Raw genomic sequence first — 17,101 nt, forward strand, 5'->3', positions numbered from 1 at the left:
CCTAAGCCTCCGTGGGCATATCGAGCAGATGCCCGGTCTTGAGGTACACCGTGGCACCTTGGTTGCCGGCAGTAATGTCCGGGTAGGCACCTGGTGGCAAGCGCATCCAGCTGCCGCGCTCGAAGGATTGCCCTGCGGTTTCGATCTGGCCCGAAAGCACCAGCACCTCAGCGCTGTCGATGCCTTGGGTGAAGAGGGGATCTTCGGGCCGCAGGCGTAGCAGGCAGACCTGTTCGTCCTTGGCCGAGAACAGCGGACAGATTTCCCGACTGTCCTGCTGTTGCCAGGCCAGGGGATCGTTTGTATCGATCCGCACCGGATCTTGCTCGTCAGGTTTCATCTGCCAGAGCTTGACGAAGATGATCGCACCTTCGCGGCTGAAAGGCTGATGGGCCGATCCTGGAGGGTTGCGTAGATAAGTGCCTGCGGGGTGGTGTTCGTCACCTTCGGAGAAGGTCCCAGACAGGACCAGGATCTCCTCGCCCCCAGGATGGGGATGTGGCGGAAAAATGGACTGTGGTGCATAGCGCACAATACTGGTCGCTCGGGCTTTTTCACCCCCGAGCCGATCCAGCATGACGCGTTCGACGCCACTCTGCGGCGAGGCGACCCATTGGTAGTCGCGGGACGCAACGGTGGCGGGAAGGGAAAAGTCTGCATTGACGAGCATGGGCGAATGTCCAGGAGCCGGCGAAAGGAGACCGGCGAGCCGGCCCCCTCGTCAGGGCTCAAGCGTTGGGGAGTTGGGCGTGCGCCTCGAGGACGCGTGCGGAATAAGTCAGGGCCGCACCTGCGTTCAAGGCGATGGCGACGCCCAGTGCTTCGGTGATCTCTGCCTTGGTCGCGCCCAGTTCGACGGCCTTCTTGGTGTGCACGGTGATGCAACCGTCGCAGCGGGTGGTGACGGCCACGGCCAATGCGATCAACTCATGGATCTTAGGCTCCAGGTGGCCGGTCTTGGCGGCCGCGCCGTCAATCGTGTTCAAGCCACGGAGAATATCGGGGCTTTGCGTCGCGAGATCGCCGACGCGTTCCAACAGTGCGGTGCGGTAAGTGTTCCAGTCATTCATCATGGGGATAGGTCCTTTCAGATTTGAGGTCGAGTGTCGCAATGACACCCGGCGCAAAAGCGTGCGTCGTGAATCAGTTGCGGCCGGCCATCACGCCGCCGTCCACGTCCCAGATGGCGCCGGTGACCCAGCTGGCTTTGTCGGACAGCAGGAAGGTCACGACTTCGGCGACGTCCTGCGGGGTGCCGACACGGCCGATCGGGTGGAAGCTGTTGAAGCCTTGCAGAGCGCTATGGACGTCGGCCTTGGGGATGAAGCCTTCGTAGATCGGGGTCTGTACAACGGCTGGCGAAACGGCGTTGACACGGATGTGTTTCGGCGCCAGCTCCATGGCCAGATGCTGGGTCAGCGAGTGCAGGCCGGCCTTGGCCATGGAATAGGCCGAGGAGGGCGTTGCGGCGATCGCCTGCTTGGCCCACATCGAACCGATGTTGACGATGGCGCCCGGACGTTCGTTGGCCACCAGGTTGGCGGCGACCTTCTGGGTGATGAAGAAGAAAGCCTTGTTCAGCTTCATGTACTGGTCGTAATCCGCACCTTCGTATTCCAGGAACGGTTTCGGGAAAAACACACCGGCCGCATTGACCAGCAGGTCGATGTTCCAGTGGTGTTCATCGATGGTTCGGGTCAGTTGGGCCAGGCCTTCTTCGCTGGTCAGGTCAGCGGTTAGCGCGACGACCTCGCCCAGGGCGGACAGCTCCTTGCGGGCTTCTTCGGTTTTCTGTGGGCGGTTGCCCACGATGACTGCACTGCCACCTTCGGCGAGTACCATCCGGGCCACTTCCAGGCCCATCCCACTGGTGCCACCGACGACCAGCAGCTTTTTACCCTTGAATTGATTGCTCATACCGCACCTCTCTGGACTTCATGGTTGGCAGTGATCGCCACGCGGCGCTGTTCTGCCTTGGAGCCCATTATTCGAGGCTTCCCTTCCAGGCGACAAACCACATAAAGTGTCCTTCCGAGAAAGAAAAAGTTTATCGACATGAAGATGCCCGTCCACCTCAATGCCTTGCGTGCCTTCGAGGCCAGTGCCCGTCATCAGAGCTTTTCGGCTGCTGCCGCCGAACTCAACGTCACCCCTGCCGCTGTCGGTCAGTTGGTGCGCTCCCTGGAGGATTGGCTGGGCACGCCGCTCTTTCACCGGGCGTCCAGCGGGCGGGTCAGGCTCGTGGCGACGGAGGCAGCCGAACATGCGTTACCTGATATTCGGGCCGGTTTCGACAGGCTCACGCTAGGCCTGGAAAGGCTCAAGGAAGAATCGAATGGCGGTGTGCTCACGGTCACGGTCAGCCCCGCGTTCGCCGCCAAATGGCTGCTGCCGCGCATCGAAAGTTTTCACGCCGCCTGGCCCGACATGGATGTGCGCCTGGACACGAATCTGCGGACCGTGGATTTCCTCGCCCAACGGATCGACATCGGTGTGCGGTACGGGCCGGGAAGCTGGCCTGGCCTGGTCGCGGAAAAATTGATGGATGAGGAGGTCTATCCCGTCTGTTCGCCCAAACTGCTGGAGGGTGCTGCGCGCCTGCAGGCGCCGGACGACCTTGCCCGGGAAACCCTCATTCATGACCTGTCCATGGACAGCCATATGGATTTCCCAACGTGGGCGGCGTGGGTCGAGAAATTGGGCCTTTCCGGTGTGGCGACCTCACGTGGGATGAAGATCAATAACTCGGCGGCAGTCTTGCAGGCGGCTATTGACGGGCAGGGAGTGGCCCTGGCTCGCAGTGTCATGGCTCGCGATGACCTGGCGGCGGGGCGACTGGTCAGGCTGTTCCCGCAGATAAGGTTCGAGTCGCCCCTGGCCTATTACGTGGTCTATCGACCAGGGTGTTCGAGCCTGCCCAGGTTGAAGGCTTTTCGCGATTGGTTGTTCGAGACCGCCGCCAAATAGCGGTCGAGCCAGCTCTCCGTTCAAGCATCCCGAGGCATTTTCATGGGGCCTGGGTTTTTATTCATGTTGGCGGCATGACTGGCTTCTGTTCTACATCACGTGGCGGCTCGTCGAAAGCCGGCCGGCCGTGTTTGACGTCTAATGTTCCTCATTCGTTTGAACCGGAACACTCAGGAGCCTTGCAGCCAATGGCCTGCCTCGACCGTTACAGCCTGCCCCTTTCGACCACGTCTGACGTCGCCGCCGAACATTATCGCAGTGGTGTGGACCTGCTGCTTTCCCTATGGCCCGGCGCAGCTGAAACCCTTGAGGCGGCCATCTCAGTCGATCCGGATTTCGCCCTGGCCCATGCCGCCCGTGCCCGCTTGCACGCGGTGCGCGCCGAAACCCGCGAAGCCAAGGCCAGGATCGCCAGGGCGATGGAGCTGGCGCAGGCCAATGGCACCGAGCGCGAGCGAAGCCATGTGCAGGTGCTCTGGTTCGCCATCGATGGCCAGCCGACCAAAGCCCTGGCCGGTGCCTTGCAGCACGCGGACCGCTGGCCCCTGGATACCGTGATCCTGTCCCTGCCGCTGGGTGCGTTCGGGCTGTTCGCATTCTCCGGCATGGCTGACCATGACCAGGCCCGGGTGGAGCTGTGCGAGCGGCATGCCCGTCACTTTCCGGAAAACGACTGGTGGTTTCTCACCTATCGCGGCTGGGCCCATGGCGAGAATGGTGAGGTCGCCCTCGGCCGTGAACTGACCCAGCGGGCGCTGGAACTGCGGCGCAATAACGTCAACGCGGTGCATGCTGTGGCGCATGTGCTCCATGAGTCCGGCGCCAACGACGAAACGGCCGGGATCATCCGGGACTGGTTGCCCGGCTACGACCGCAGCGGCATCCTGCACGGTCATATCGCCTGGCACGGCGCACTGGTGGCATTGGAGCGCGGCGATACCGAAACCGCACTCGGCCTCTATACCGAACAGGTGGCGCCCTCGGTGTCCGCCGGGGTACCGATCAATGTGGTCAGCGACAGCGCTTCGTTCCTGTGGCGTCTGCAGGTCTACGGACACGAGGTGCCGGCTGGCCTGTGGGACGAGGCGGCCCGCTATGCGTCCAACCACTTCCAGCAGCCCGGCTTTCCCTTCGCCGATTTCCACATGGCTATTCTTGCGGCCGTCACGGGCGACGAGCATGCCCTCGAACAGCGTGCCAACGTGCTGAGTGAGCAGGTCCGGCACGGCCACCTGCGGGCAGGGCCGGTGGCCCCGACCCTTTGTCACGCCGTGCAGGCGTTCGCCCAGGGACGCTATGCTGATTGTGCGAAGCTACTCGAGCCAGTGGGCCGGGATGTCGTGCGCATCGGTGGCAGTGGCGCCCAACGGGAAATCGTCCAGGACACGTTGCTGGTGGCGCTGATACGAGCCGGCGAGGTGAAGAAGGCCAGGGTTCTGCTAAACCGGCGCTTGCATCGCCGGCCATCGCCACGGGACAGCCGCTGGCTGGCCGGGCTTGCCGCAGCCTGAACGGTGCAATCCCTGTGGGAGCGAGCCTGAACTGGTCAAGTAATTCTGGACACCAGTTAAGGTTTCACGCCGCCAGTTTCTCCATAGCTACCGGCGACCGGTAATCGTTGTAGCTATGGAGCCTGACGTTGTTGTATCGCATCACATAGCGTTGCACATCCACGCGGGCTTCATGCTCCGAACTGTAGCCCGCTTCGGGCACCCACTCTGACTTCAGGCTGCCAAAGAAACGCTCCATCGGGGCATTGTCCCAGCACTCACCTTTGCGACTCATGCTTTGCAGAAGCCCTTGTTTGCGCACCTCATTCCTGAATTTGTGGCTGGTGTATTGGCAACCTTGATCAGAATGAAACAACACCTCTTTTGGGCGCCCTCGCAATTGAACCGCCATCCGCAACGCTTCGCAGGTCAGAGCGGCGTCGGAAATCATTGAAAATGACCATCCCACGATCCGACGAGCAAATAGATCCAAAACCGCTGCGAAATACATCCAGCGTCTGCCGACCTTGATGTACGTGACATCGCCGCACCACACTTGGTTGATCGCAGTGACATCAAACTTGCGTTTGAGCACATGCGGCGCCACCAGCGCTTCCACGCCGCAAGACTTGTACTTGTGCCGACGCCGCTGATGACTGGCAACACCGGCTTCGCGCATCAAACTGCGAGCCATATGGCGCCCAACGCGATGCCCCTTGGCTTGCAGCTCCTTGGAAAGAGTACGAGACCCTGCGGACGCTCTGGATTCCTTGTGATGTTCGATCAGCACGGCTTTCAGTTTCTCCCGCTCAGGCTTCACCTTGCCTTGGCGCTGACGCCAGGCGTAAAAGCTGCTGCGGTTGACTCCAAACGCCCGGCAGCAATTGTTAACGCCGTACTGCTCGTCCAGCTCGTTGATCAACGAGAATGATCTTTGGAGTCCAAAAGCAGGAGAGCACTGGCCTTTTTTAGGATTTCAATGTCCAGGTCTTTTTGCCTGAGCAGCGCTTTGAGCTGCTGGATCTCTCGCTGATCGGCGGTAATCGCCTTGGCCCCTTCCGGGGTCGACCCCAAGCGCTCTTTGCGAACCTGGTCGACCCAACGGCGCAAGGCAGTAGGGCCAATATCCAGACTGGCACAGACCTCAGGAACTGACTGGCCTTCGTCCAGCACCATGCTGGCAGCCTTGAGCTTGAACTCACTGGAATAAGATTTACGCATAGCCAAACACCTCAGATTTGGGCGCCATCATAGCGCCCGATTGAAGTGTCCAAAATCATTAGGCCAGTTCAGCCTGCTCGCGATGGCGGTCATTCAGTCGGTACAAATGTGACTGACAGAGCGCCATCGCGAGCAGGCTCGCTCCCACACTGGATCTTCAGTGGGCACACCCCCCGCGGCCGGCACCATTCCCCTGTGGGAGCGAGCCTGCTCGCGAAAGCGGTGGGTCAGCGTGAAGAGATGTTGAATGCGAAGCCGCCATCGCGAGCAGGCTCGCTCCCACAAGGGATGCAGTGTGAACCTTTAATTCATCCATTTTGCGGCCTGGTGACCTGAACATGAATCTCTCCGTAGCCATCACGTCTTCAGGTTTGCGTGGTCTGCTCATCCGTTCGATGGGGCCCGTGGCGACGATTGCCGTGGCCCAGCTGTTTGGCACCTCGCTGTGGTTCAGTGCCAACAGTACCGCTGAAGAACTGATGCGCGCCTGGAGCGCCACCTCCACCGACATCGGCTGGTTGACCAACGCTGTGCAACTGGGCTTCATTCTCGGCACGTTGAGCCTGTCGCTCAGCGGTGTTGCCGACCGCTTTCGCGCGAGCACCTTGTTCGTCTGCAGTGCCATCGCCGGCGCGCTGTTCAACCTCGGTTTTGCCTGGTTGGCGGAAGGGCTGCTGAGCGGTGGCATATTGCGTTTCGGTGTGGGAATCACGTTGGCCGGTATCTACCCCATGGGCATGAAGCTGATCGTGGGGTGGGCGCCGGAGCGCACCGGCCTGGCCCTGGCTCAACTGGTGGCAATGTTGACCCTGGGCACCGCGCTGCCCCACGCCTTGCGGATGGTGGGTGCGGATTGGCCGTGGCAGGCCATCATCACCGCTTCCTCGGTGCTGGCGCTCGCTGGTGCGGTCCTGATCGGCGTATTGGGCGAGGGGCCTCACGCCCGTGCCGGCTCCGTCCCTGGCGCCGTCAAGACCCAGCGAGCAGGAGCGATCCTCGGTGCCTTCAGGATCAGTCGCTTTCGGGCGGCGACCCTGGGCTACTTCGGCCACATGTGGGAGCTCTACGCGTTCTGGACGCTGGTGCCGTTGATCGTGAGCCGTACCGGGTTGGCGTCTTCCTTCCCTGCCTTGGGTGTGGCGGGCCTGTCGTTCTGCATCATGGCGGTGGGGGCGGTGGGGGCGATCCTCGGTGGCCTGTTGTCCCAACGCACAGGCAGCGCCAAGGTGGCGCTGGGAGCGTTGAGCCTGTCGGGGACCTGCGGACTGTTGTTTGTCCTTTGTGCGGGCTATTTGCCGGTGTGGGCCCTGTTGGCGTTGCTGGGGGTCTGGGGCGCATCGGTGGTGGCCGACTCGCCGCAGTTCTCCGCGCTTGCGGCCCAGGCCTGCCCGCGCGACGCGGTCGGCAGCGCCCTGGCCATCCAGAACAGCATCGGCTTTGCCATCACCGTTGTCTCGATTGCCGTCACCAGCTGGCTGTTCGAGCGCATCGGTATCGACGCGCTGTGGTTACTGATACCGGGTCCGGTACTGGGTGTCACCGGATTCATCCTTTCCTCCCGCCAGGCATGATGCTTCGGCCTGGCGGGGTGGTCGTCACACCATTGCCAATCGCTGCTTGCCCTGGGGCTGCGGAAAGATCAGGTCCAGGGCGGCCAGGTCCTGGGGCGCCAATTGCAGGTTCGCCGCTTCGGCGTTCAAGCGCACATGTTCCGGTTGTACGGCCTTGGGGATGGCGATGACCTTGTCCTGGCGCAACAGCCAGGCCAGTGCGATCTGCGCCGGCGTCGCGCCGTGGCGCTCGGCGATCTGCCCCAGGGTGTGGTCCTTGAGCAGACGCCCACCCTGGCCGACCGGACAATAGGCCATGAGCGGCATGGCGTGTTGCTGGCACCAGGGCAGCAGGTCGAATTCGATGCCTCGCTCCTGCAGGTTGTACAGCACCTGGTTGGTGGCACAGGCCGGCGAAGCCAGTTCTTCCAGGTCTTCCACATCAAAGTTCGATACACCCCAGCGGCCGATCTTGCCTTCTTCGCGCAGTCGTTCGAAGGCTTCGACAGTTTCTTCCAGCGGGTATTGGCCGCGCCAGTGCAGCAGGTACAGGTCGATGTAGTCGGTGTCGAGTCGCCGCAGGCTGCGTTCGCATGCCAGTGGGATGCCTTTGCGGCTGGCGTTGTGGGGGTAGACCTTGCTGACCAGGAACACTTGGTCCCGCAGGCCGGTGATCGCTTCGCCCACGACGGCCTCGGCACCGCCTTCGGCGTACATTTCCGCCGTGTCGATCAGGGTCATGCCCAGTTCGATGCCCAGACGCAGGGCGGCTACTTCTTTCTTGTGGGCGGACGGTTCCTCACCCATGTGCCAGGTGCCCTGACCGATCACGGGTACGGACACGCCGGCCAACTCCAGAGTCTTCATGCCTGTCTCCTATGTACTTGAACATCAGACGTGTGGCAGCAGGATAGACCAAGTGTTCAGCTCGATCGACGGGAGGCCTGCGCCGTTCCCTGTGGGAGCTAGCCTGCTCGCGATAGCGGTGGGGCAATCGGCATGGATGTCGACGGATACACCGTCATCGCGAGCGGGCTCGCTCCCACACTCCTGGCGGCTAATGTGGGAGCGATCAGAGGGTTATTTCGCGGAGAACTTCAACACCATGGTCTGGGTGTAGGTCTGGCCTGGATCAAGCCGGGTGGAGGGGAATGTCGGCTGGTTTGGCGAGTCGGGGAAATGCTGGGTCTCCAGGGTGAACGCGCCCCAGTGCGGATAGACCTTGCCATGCTTGCCCTTGATGGTGCCATCGAGGAAGTTGCTGGTGTAGAGCTGCACACCGGGTTCGGTGGTGTAGAGCTGCAAGCGGCGCCCCGACTGCGGATCGTAGACATCTGCGGCCGGTTTCTTCACGTCACCCTGGGTGTCCAGGACCCAGTTGAAATCGAAGCCACCTTGCTTAGGTTCGGCGAATTTGAGTTGTGGATGGTCGGCCTTGATGTGGGTACCGAAGGCGGTGGGTTTGGTGAAATCCATGGGGGTGCCGGCCACGGGCGCCAGTTCGCCAGTGGGAATGAGCTTGGCGGTCACAGGGGTGTAGTGAGTGGCGTACAGGGTGGCGACCTGTTTCAGGATATCGCCGTTACCGGCACCTGCGAGGTTGAAATAGCTGTGGTTGGTCAGGTTCAGCACCGTGGGTTTGTCGGTGGTGGCCTTGTAGTCGATGCGCAACTCGTTCTGTTCGGTGAGGCTGTAGGTGACATCGGTCTTCAATGCGCCCGGGAAGCCCATCTCACCGTCCGCCGACAGGTAGGTCAGGGTCACGCCCACCGAGTCCTTGCCGTTATGGGGCTCGGCTTTCCAGACGCGTTTGTCGAACCCTTGCGGTCCGCCGTGCAAGGAGTTGCCGTGGTCATTCTGGGGAACCTGGTAGCGCTTGCCGTCCAGTTCGAATGCACCGTCGGCCAGGCGATTACCGAAGCGGCCGATGGTCGCGCCGAAGTACACGTTGCCGTTCTTCTGGTAGCCCTGGACATCATCGAAACCGAGCACCACGTCGGCGGCCTTACCGTGTTTGTCCGGCACGATCAAGGACTGGAGAATCCCGCCGTAAGTGATGACCGTGGCCTCCATGCCGTGACTGTTGCGCAGCACATATTTTTCCACCGCGGTGCCGTCGTCGGTCTTGCCGAACGCAGTGCGTTCATTGGTCAGGCCGGCGGCCTGGGAGGCAGAGGTGGCGATCATCAGAGACACTCCGAGGGCCGTGAGCAGATGTCTGGATTCAAGCATGGTAGACCTTCCTTCCTGTGGTTTTGTTGTTGTTTTGAACGCGGGTCGAGTCGGTTACTTGGTCGGACAGCGGTGAAGGTTTTTCTGTTCAGTAGTCTATCTATTTAAGGGTTGAGAAGGGATTTATAGCCATAAATCGAAATTTATCAATTAAAAAGTAATACTAATTAAGCGAGGCGAGTCTTGCCCAGACGTCAGGTTCCACACGCAGCACTGCACTTTTGGGCTTTTTGCCGCTCTATCCATGGCCAGCAAGCGGCGACTCCCCACCGCTTCCCCATGTCCTGATCGAGATTCAATGACTGGTGTTTCCTACTGTCTGAAAGTGTTACGACGTTGCTGTCCAGCGCTGCTGGCAGGGGTGTTGATGCTGCTCAATAGTGGTTGCAGCCACCAACAGGGCCAGGACATGGTCACTCAGTTCAGCAATGCCCGTCCCCAGGAGTTCTTGCAGACCAGTGTCGATCGCATGGCCACGTTATCGATGCACGACAATCTGCAAAGCCTCTACCTCTTGATGAGCAAGCTTTACCTGCGCAATCCCCAGGAATTGCGCAAATCCGGCTTCCTCGACGCCCGCATCGCGGAAAAGCAGGTGCGCATGGCCATCGAGCAGCAGCAACCCCTGCCGACCTTGGGCGGCAAGAAGGACCTGGCGGCCCTGAGCTACGCCATGAGCCCGGAGTTTCTTGGCGATCGGGTCGGTGCCTTCATCTATGCCATCGGCAGCATGCTAGTGACGGCCCATGGCAACCGGCTCGAGTTCTACATGACCGACACCATCGACCCGCGTTTTGTCAGTAACGCGGCGCGCAACATCGAAAAAGCCACCTGGATACTCAGCCAGCGACAGGATAAGGACGGCAACCTGCTGCTGTTTTCCAACGAGATCTCGGAGGAGGGCAGCAACCTGAGTTTCGCTGTGGAGTTCGGGAAAATCGTCGCACGGCTGGACCTGCTGACGCAGATGCTGGATGAGCGTTACCGACGGATCGGGCTGAACTACGCTCAGAGCCTGCTGTTTCTCAACTTCTTGCCAGTTCAGTAGGTCTTGGAAGAAAAGGCATAAAGATAGATCACAACGTTATAGGGCGGTTATAAGAAAAATCGCTATGCTCGCGGCGAGATTTTCCACGCGGTTATGCTGAGACGGGTTTGATGGATTTCGGTAATGTCGGTTTAGTCGTAGCGGGCCTGGTGGTCGGCTTCATCGTCGGAATGACCGGCGTCGGCGGCGGTTCGCTGATGACTCCCATTCTGTTGTGGTTTGGTATCAACCCTGCGACTGCCGTGGGTACGGACCTGCTGTACGCGGCCATTACCAAATCCGGTGGCGTGCTGGTGCATGCCAGAAATCGCAATATCGATTGGGCAATCACCGGTTGGCTGACCCTGGGCAGTGTGCCGGCGGTCGGGCTGACGCTGTGGTTTCTCAGCAGCCTGCACAGTTCGCCGGATGCCATGAACGCCGTCATCAAGCAGGCCCTGGGCTTTGTGCTGTTTGCCACCGCCCTGGCAATCCTGTTCAAGAAGCGCCTGCTGCAATTCGCCCATGATCGCGCTGGCGGTCATTACAATCCCTCCGGCACGCGACTCAATGTGCTGACGGTCGTTACCGGCCTGGTGCTGGGCACAATGGTCGCGTTGACCTCCATTGGCGCTGGCGCCCTGGGCACCGTTGCCTTGTTCATTCTCTACCCGTTCCTGGTCACCAAGCGCCTGGTTGGCACCGAAATCGCCCACGCCGTACCGCTGACCCTCGTTGCCGGCCTGGGCCATGCGAGCATGGGCAACATGGACTGGCACATCCTCGGCTATTTGCTGGTTGGCTCGTTGCCGGGTATCTACCTGGGCAGTCACTTGTCGGGACGCATCTCCGACGAACTGCTGCGCCCGTGCCTGGCGGTGATGCTGGCGATGATCGGGTTCAAATTGGCGTTCTGATTGCTGTGGCCGCACACAGCTCTCAGGAATTCCACAAGACCCTGTGGGAGCGAGCCTGCTCGCGATGACGGTGTGTCAGTCGACATCAATGCTGATTGACCCACCGCTATCGCGAGCAGGCTCGCTCCCACAGTGGTTCGTATCTGCCTCTGCATCGACTGACTCCCTCCCGCACCACGGTTGCGCAATGACCCCGCTGACCTAAGCTTCATGGCAGGCTGGCGCAGCATTGGGCGACTCTCTCGCGGAACAATTGCCGCCCTGTGCAATCAGTACAGCGTGAATATCAAAAGGAGAGGCGCATGCTCATTCGGTCGTTGACCTTGGCAACCTTGCTGGCCATCGCCGGCCCCCTGTTCGCCGCTGATGGTGACTCGCCCCTGGTGGCGGAGGCGGGTAGATACCGCTCCCTGGTCGTCATTGCGCCTAGCACCGTGGATCCTGCGTGGGTCAGCTTGAAAAAAGCCCTGGATGAGCCGGCGGGCAAGCAGGGTTTTTCCGAGCGCAACATGGTGCTCTACACCGTGCTCAATACCATCGGGCAGCGCGACGGCAAGGATCTGGACCCTCAGAGCACCATGGCGCTGATCCGTTCACTCAAGTTGGGAGCCGGTGCCCAGACCAAGATCATTCTGGTGGGCAAGGATGGGGAAAAGAAGCTTGAGCATTCCGGGGCAATCGAACTGAAGGAACTCTTCGACACCGTCGACAAGCTGCCCGCGGCAGAAAAAGAAGCAACGCCGCCCGCGCCACCTCCCGCCCCTGAAGTTGCACCGGCCAAGGATGCGAAGGGCGCGAAACCCGGCAAGGCAGCCAAGCCTGCGGCTGCGCCGAAGCCGTTGGATGATTGACTTTCAAGGGGATGACTTCCCTGGCGGCAGTTGTGGGAGCAAGGCTTGCCCGCGATGAGGGCGATACGTTCTTCGGCGGAGTTGCGGTGCCTGTATCGCGAGCAAGCTTTGCTCCCACAATGTGTCCCTGCAACTACCTCTGCCTTATCGCTCTTCCAACGCCGTCAGGATCCGGTGCGCGGCCTTCACCCGTTCCTCGTTGGGGTAGTTCTTGTTCGCCAACATCACGATGCCGATGTTCTTGCCAGGCACGAAAGCCGCATAGGCGCCGAAGCCACCGGTGGATCCGGTCTTGTTGATCCAGGCGTTGTCCGGGGCAGGCTGGGGCGGATCGAGAGGTTCGACCTTGTTCGGCTTCATGGCAACGTCCGCCGAATTGCCAGCCAGCAGTTCGCTGACCGTCACCGGATAAGGGTAGAACTCCCAGCCCAGCCCTTGGGTCATGCCACCGACCTGATAGAACCCGGTATGGGTGGTGGCGATGGCTTGTTGCAGGTCGGGGGCCAGTTTTTTCGGGCGCAGGTTGACCTGGACGAAACGGATCAGGTCCGAGGCGCTGGTTTTCACGCCGTAGGCCTCGGAGTCCAATGCCCCGGGACCAACCCGGACTGGCTTGCCGTCCTTCGCGTAACCTTGGGCATACCGACTCGACTCTGACGCCGGCACCCGCAGGTAACTGTGCTTGAGACCCAGGCCCGGCATCAGCGTCTGTTCCATCGCCTCATCGAAGGGGCGGTCCAGGCTGCGGGCGGCCAGATAGCCGAACAGGCCGATGCTCGGGTTCGAATAGAGCCGTTGGGTACCGGCCGGGTAAAGCGGTTTCCAGGTCTTGTAGTAGCCAAACATCCGGTCGGGGTGGTCCGCGGTGTCGGGAAACTGCAACGGCAATCCACCGGCGGTATAGGTGGCGAGATTGAGCAGGCTGATGCGCTCCAGGGCGCCGCCGTGCAACTCGGGGGCATAGCGACCGGCCGGATCCGACAGCGACAGCTTGCCCTGGGCCTGGGCATAGGCACCGAGGGTCGCGGTGAAGGTCTTGCTGATCGAGCCTATTTCAAAGAGCGTCTGGTCGGTGACAGGCTGTTTTGTCTCCCTGGAGGCCACTCCGTAATTGAAATAACGAGGCTGGCCGTCCAGCGTGATCGCCACGGCCATGCCGGCGATGTCCTGTCGTTTCATCAAGGGTTCGATAACCGCATTGACGGTGTCTTCGAGGCGATCCTGGGCAAAGCCCGGCATCATTCCATACCCCAGCAAAAAGGTGCCTGCGAGTATCGATCGGGTTATTCGCATGTGGACCGTTCTCCATGAAATGGCGAGAGTTCAGCCGCTCTGCGGCCGGCAGCCTTGGCGGCTCAGTGCACTGTTGGGGTGCACGCTTTGGAGCGCACTCTAGGAAGTTTTCGGCCACCAGGCAACCCAAGGCCTTGCGCTTCAGGGCAGGTTCCGAGCGATCCGACGGGGGCTAAAGAGGGATCCTACAAAAAGCCTGGGTCGCACAGGTGGGTTACCCATTGGCAAACCACCACAAATCCATGGCCGCCGGGTAGACTTGTGCTCTTTCTAAAGGAGTTCACATGAGTTACTACCAGCCCGGCATTCTCGCCACCCCTGTTCCGCCTCAGGCTCGTCACTTGTTTTTCGCCCTGGAATCGGTCGAGGCGCTGCCGGCTGCGATCGACAGGTTGGTGCTGCAACTGGACGGTCGTGAGGTGATCGGTCTTGGCGAGTCGCTGGTCCAGGCGCTGGGCGCGCAGATCGAAGGCTTGCGGGCGTTTCCTGCCCTGGCGGGCGTGGGCGTGGACAATCCTTCGACCCAGCACGCATTGTGGTGCTGGCTGCACGGCGAAGACCGTGGCGAACTGCTGCACCGCAGCCGCGCCATCGAGGCGGCGCTGGCACCGGCGTTGCGCCTGGTGCAAATGAACGAAACCTTCCGCCACATGACCGGCCACGATCTGACGGGTTACGAAGACGGCACCGAGAACCCGCACGACGAAGCCGCCATCGCCGCGGCCCTGGCACAGGGCGCCGACGGGCTGCGAGGTGGCAGTTTCGCGGCGATCCAGCAGTGGCAGCACGATCTGGACGGCTTTGCGGCCCTGCAACCCCACGAGCGCGACAACATCATGGGCCGGCGGCTGAGCGACAACGAAGAGCTCGACGATGCGCCGGAATCGGCCCACGTCAAACGCACCGCCCAGGAAAGCTTCGCGCCAGAAGCCTTCGTCGTGCGCCGCTCCATGCCGTGGATCGAGGGGGATCGGGCCGGCCTGATGTTCCTCGCGTTCGGTTTCTCCCTCGACGCTTTCGAGGCGCAACTGCGGCGCATGAGCGGTCTTGAAGATGGCATCACCGATGGCTTGTACCGCATGAGTCGGCCGATTACCGGCGGCTACTACTGGTGCCCGCCGTTGCTGGACGGGCGCCTGGACCTGCGGGTCCTGGCCGAGGGTTGTGCAAAAGCGTGACGTGAACGCTATTCTTGGCCCCTGGCGTCTACCGTGAAACAGGGGAAGCAGCGTGGATAAAGTCATCGTGATCACTGGTGGTGGCCGTGGTATCGGCGCGGCCACGGCGTTATTGCTGCCGAGCTGGGGTATCGGATCTGCATCAACTACCAGTCCGATGAAAACGCCGCGCAGGACGTGCTGGCGCAGATCCGCGCCAAAGGCGCACAGGCCATTGCCGTGCGTGCCGACGTGAGCATCGAGGATGAGGTGGTCGGCCTGTTCGACCGGGTGGATGCAGAGCTGGGGCGCGTCACGGCGCTGGTGAACAACGCCGGCACGGTCGCTCACAAGTCCCGGCTCGATGAGATGTCCGAGTTCCGCATTCTCAAGATCCTGAAGACCAACGTGCTGGGGCCGATTCTCTGCGCCAAGCATGCGGTGCTGCGCATGTCGCCCCGGCATGGCGGGCAGGGTGGCAGTATCGTCAACGTGTCATCGGTGGCCGCCCGCCTGGGGTCGCCGAACGAATACGTCGACTATGCTGCCTCCAAGGGCGCGCTGGACACCTTCACCATCGGCCTGTCCAAGGAAGTGGCTGGCGAGGGTATCCGCGTCAATGCGGTTCGCCCGGGCTACATCTACACCGATTTCCATGCCCTCAGCGGCGACCCGGAGCGGGTCAGCAAGCTGGAATCGGCAATCCCCATGGCCCGGGGCGGTCGCCCGGACGAAGTGGCCGAAGCGATTATCTGGCTGTTGTCGGACAAGGCTTCGTATGCGACCGGGACGTTTGTGGATTTGGGTGGGGGGCGCTGAGTTTCGTCAGTACTGACCCCATCGCGAGCAGGCTCGCTCCCACAATGGATCTTCAGCGATCTTGTACTCAGGTTCACAGCAGATCGATGTGGGAGCGAGCGTGCTCGCGATGGGGCCGGTGCCGACAGCCCGACCTCAGAACGACCGGATAATCCGCCCCAACGTCTCCATGGCCTTTTCCGATGCGTCGGTCCAAGGGCTGCCGTAGTTCAAGCGAATACAGTTCCTGAACCTCCGGGTCGGTGAAAAGATCGGCCCCGGGGCGATGCTGATGCCCTGGATCAGGGCCATCTGGAACAGTTTCAGCGAGTCCATCTTTTCTGGCAGCTCCAGCCACAGGAAATACCCCCCGGCCGGGTGGCTGACGCGGGTCTGGGCCGGGAAGTAGCGGGCGATGGCGGCGAGCATGGCGCTTTGCTGTTCTTCGAGGGCGTAGCGCAATTTGCGCAGGTGACGGTCGTAGCCGCCGTGCTGCAGGTAGTCGGCAATGGCGGCCTGGGCCGGCATCGAGGCGCACAGTGACGTCATGAGTTTCAGGCGCTCGATTTTCTGCGCATAGCGGCCGGCGGCAACCCAGCCGATGCGGTAACCCGGTGCCAGGCTCTTGGCAAATGATCCACAGTGCATCACCAACCCTTCGGTGTCGAACGCCTTGGCCGGCTTCGGAGCCTGCTGGCCGTAATAGAGTTCGGCGTACACATCATCCTCGATCAGTGGCACCTGGTGGCGGCGCAACAACGCCACCAGCGCCTGCTTCCGCTCCTCGGGCATGGTCGCACCCATGGGGTTCTGGAAGCTGGTCATGCACCAGCATGCCTTGATCGGATGGCGTTCCAGGGTTTGTTCCAGTACATCCAGGTCGATGCCGTCGCGCGGATGCACGGGAATTTCCACGGCCTTGAGCTTTAGCCGTTCCAGCACCTGCAGGCTGGCATAGAAGGCCGGTGCTTCGATGGCCACCAGGTCGCCGGGCTCGGTCACGGCTTGCAGGCACAGGTTCAAGGCTTCCAGGGCGCCGTTGGTGACCAGCAGTTCCTCCATGGGCAGCATCAGACCGCCGACCATGTAGCGAAGGGCGATCTGTCGGCGCAACTGCGGGTTGCCCGGCGACATATCAGTGACCACCACCCGCGGGTCCATATCCCGCGTGGCGCTGGACAGTGAGCGGGACAGCCGTTGCAGCGGGAACAGCGTCGGGCTGGGGAATGCCGACCCGAAGGGCACGGTGCCCGGATCCTTCATTGAATTCAGCACCGAGAACACCAGTTCGCTGACGTCGACCTCGGTGGATTCGTGCACCTGGCTACTGATGACCGGCTCGGAAAATGGCCTTGGCGCGTGGTTGTTGACGAAGTAGCCGGACCGCGGCCGGGCCCGGATCAGACCGCGGCGTTCCAACAGGTAATACGCCTGGAACACCGTGGACGGGCTGACGCCGTAGGTCTGGCTGGCATAGCGCACCGACGGCACGCGCTGTCCCGGCCCCAGCATGCCGGAGCGAATCAGCTCCGCGATGTCGTCGGCGAATTTCTCGTAGCGTTTCATTTACGGGTCCAGTCATCCACGGTTCAGGTTGC

At 61.5% G+C, this 17,101-nt stretch carries 16 protein-coding genes and 1 pseudogene; 8 read left to right on the plus strand and 9 right to left on the minus strand.

Annotation, left to right across the window (positions count from 1 at the left end):
• Position 1: 1 nt before the first annotated feature.
• From PCOSP_RS10800 to PCOSP_RS10810, 3 genes are all read right to left on the minus strand, one after another.
• Positions 2-670 carry a cupin domain-containing protein gene (locus PCOSP_RS10800; protein WP_464711122.1) on the minus strand — a complete coding sequence of 223 codons (669 nt, stop codon included), beginning with the start codon at positions 668-670 and terminating at the stop codon, positions 2-4.
• A 58-nt stretch (positions 671-728) separates the two neighbouring features.
• Positions 729-1,070 (minus strand): carboxymuconolactone decarboxylase family protein, encoded by a 342-nt coding sequence (locus PCOSP_RS10805; protein ID WP_217505292.1) that lies wholly within the window; start codon positions 1,068-1,070, stop codon positions 729-731.
• A 73-nt stretch (positions 1,071-1,143) separates the two neighbouring features.
• Positions 1,144-1,917, minus strand: a complete 774-nt coding sequence (locus PCOSP_RS10810; RefSeq protein ID WP_041023110.1) for an SDR family NAD(P)-dependent oxidoreductase — start codon at positions 1,915-1,917, stop codon at positions 1,144-1,146.
• 138 nt (positions 1,918-2,055) lie between these two features.
• On the opposite strand from PCOSP_RS10810, the gene gcvA reads away from it, so the two are divergent.
• Both gcvA and PCOSP_RS10820 read left to right on the plus strand, forming a co-directional pair.
• On the plus strand, positions 2,056-2,967 hold the full coding sequence (gene gcvA, locus PCOSP_RS10815) for a transcriptional regulator GcvA (RefSeq protein ID WP_139641843.1): 912 nt from the start codon (positions 2,056-2,058) through the stop codon (positions 2,965-2,967).
• 188 nt (positions 2,968-3,155) lie between these two features.
• Positions 3,156-4,478, plus strand: coding sequence for a tetratricopeptide repeat protein (locus PCOSP_RS10820; RefSeq protein WP_464711124.1), 1,323 nt, complete (start codon positions 3,156-3,158; stop codon positions 4,476-4,478).
• 64 nt (positions 4,479-4,542) lie between these two features.
• Here PCOSP_RS10820 and PCOSP_RS10825 read toward each other — a convergent pair whose 3' ends face one another.
• Together PCOSP_RS10825 and PCOSP_RS10830 are read right to left on the minus strand one after the other, a co-directional pair.
• Positions 4,543-5,379, minus strand: a complete 837-nt coding sequence (locus PCOSP_RS10825; RefSeq protein WP_254705043.1) for an IS3 family transposase — start codon at positions 5,377-5,379, stop codon at positions 4,543-4,545.
• Entirely contained in the window at positions 5,376-5,678 is a 303-nt protein-coding gene (locus PCOSP_RS10830) for an IS3 family transposase (protein ID WP_047230570.1), read from the minus strand. Before PCOSP_RS10830 ends, PCOSP_RS10825 begins: the two co-directional genes overlap by 4 nt.
• 338 nt (positions 5,679-6,016) lie before the next feature.
• Here PCOSP_RS10830 and PCOSP_RS10835 point away from each other — a divergent pair, with 338 nt between their 5' ends.
• Positions 6,017-7,249 carry an MFS transporter gene (locus PCOSP_RS10835; protein ID WP_464711126.1) on the plus strand — a complete coding sequence of 411 codons (1,233 nt, stop codon included), beginning with the start codon at positions 6,017-6,019 and terminating at the stop codon, positions 7,247-7,249.
• Positions 7,250-7,273: 24 nt separating this feature from the next.
• Here the strand turns inward: PCOSP_RS10835 and PCOSP_RS10840 are convergent, their stop codons facing one another.
• Positions 7,274-8,095 (minus strand): aldo/keto reductase, encoded by an 822-nt coding sequence (locus tag PCOSP_RS10840; RefSeq protein WP_175385327.1) that lies wholly within the window; start codon positions 8,093-8,095, stop codon positions 7,274-7,276.
• A 213-nt stretch (positions 8,096-8,308) separates the two neighbouring features.
• A complete protein-coding gene (locus PCOSP_RS10845) occupies positions 8,309-9,460 on the minus strand; it encodes an aldose epimerase family protein (RefSeq protein WP_139641853.1) in 1,152 nt (383 codons plus the stop codon).
• A 367-nt stretch (positions 9,461-9,827) separates the two neighbouring features.
• On the opposite strand from PCOSP_RS10845, the gene PCOSP_RS10850 reads away from it, so the two are divergent.
• The 3 genes from PCOSP_RS10850 (at position 9,828) to PCOSP_RS10860 (ending at position 12,255) form a co-directional block, all read left to right on the plus strand.
• Complete coding sequence (locus PCOSP_RS10850; protein WP_241801798.1) at positions 9,828-10,508, plus strand: hypothetical protein; 681 nt, start codon at positions 9,828-9,830, stop codon at positions 10,506-10,508.
• 110 nt (positions 10,509-10,618) lie between these two features.
• Complete coding sequence (locus PCOSP_RS10855) at positions 10,619-11,404, plus strand: sulfite exporter TauE/SafE family protein (protein WP_139641857.1); 786 nt, start codon at positions 10,619-10,621, stop codon at positions 11,402-11,404.
• Positions 11,405-11,706: 302 nt separating this feature from the next.
• Entirely contained in the window at positions 11,707-12,255 is a 549-nt protein-coding gene (locus PCOSP_RS10860) for a DUF4174 domain-containing protein (protein ID WP_139641858.1), read from the plus strand.
• 144 nt (positions 12,256-12,399) lie between these two features.
• On the opposite strand, the gene ampC is transcribed toward PCOSP_RS10860, so the two are convergent.
• Positions 12,400-13,548, minus strand: coding sequence for a class C beta-lactamase (ampC, locus tag PCOSP_RS10865; RefSeq protein WP_464711128.1), 1,149 nt, complete (start codon positions 13,546-13,548; stop codon positions 12,400-12,402).
• A gap of 284 nt (positions 13,549-13,832) precedes the next feature.
• Here ampC and PCOSP_RS10870 point away from each other — a divergent pair, with 284 nt between their 5' ends.
• Both PCOSP_RS10870 and PCOSP_RS10875 read left to right on the plus strand, forming a co-directional pair.
• The gene (locus PCOSP_RS10870) at positions 13,833-14,726 is read left to right on the plus strand and encodes a Dyp-type peroxidase (RefSeq protein ID WP_139641862.1); all 894 of its coding nucleotides are present in this window, start codon (positions 13,833-13,835) and stop codon (positions 14,724-14,726) included.
• 52 nt (positions 14,727-14,778) lie between these two features.
• Positions 14,779-15,524, plus strand: a pseudogene (locus tag PCOSP_RS10875) (SDR family oxidoreductase).
• A 135-nt stretch (positions 15,525-15,659) separates the two neighbouring features.
• On the opposite strand, the gene mapR reads toward PCOSP_RS10875, so the two are convergent.
• Positions 15,660-17,069, minus strand: a complete 1,410-nt coding sequence (gene mapR / locus PCOSP_RS10880; RefSeq protein WP_464711129.1) for a GntR family transcriptional regulator MpaR — start codon at positions 17,067-17,069, stop codon at positions 15,660-15,662.
• Positions 17,070-17,101: the final 32 nt, after the last annotated feature.

It is taken from the genome of Pseudomonas sp. MAFF 730105 (genome assembly GCF_055380705.1).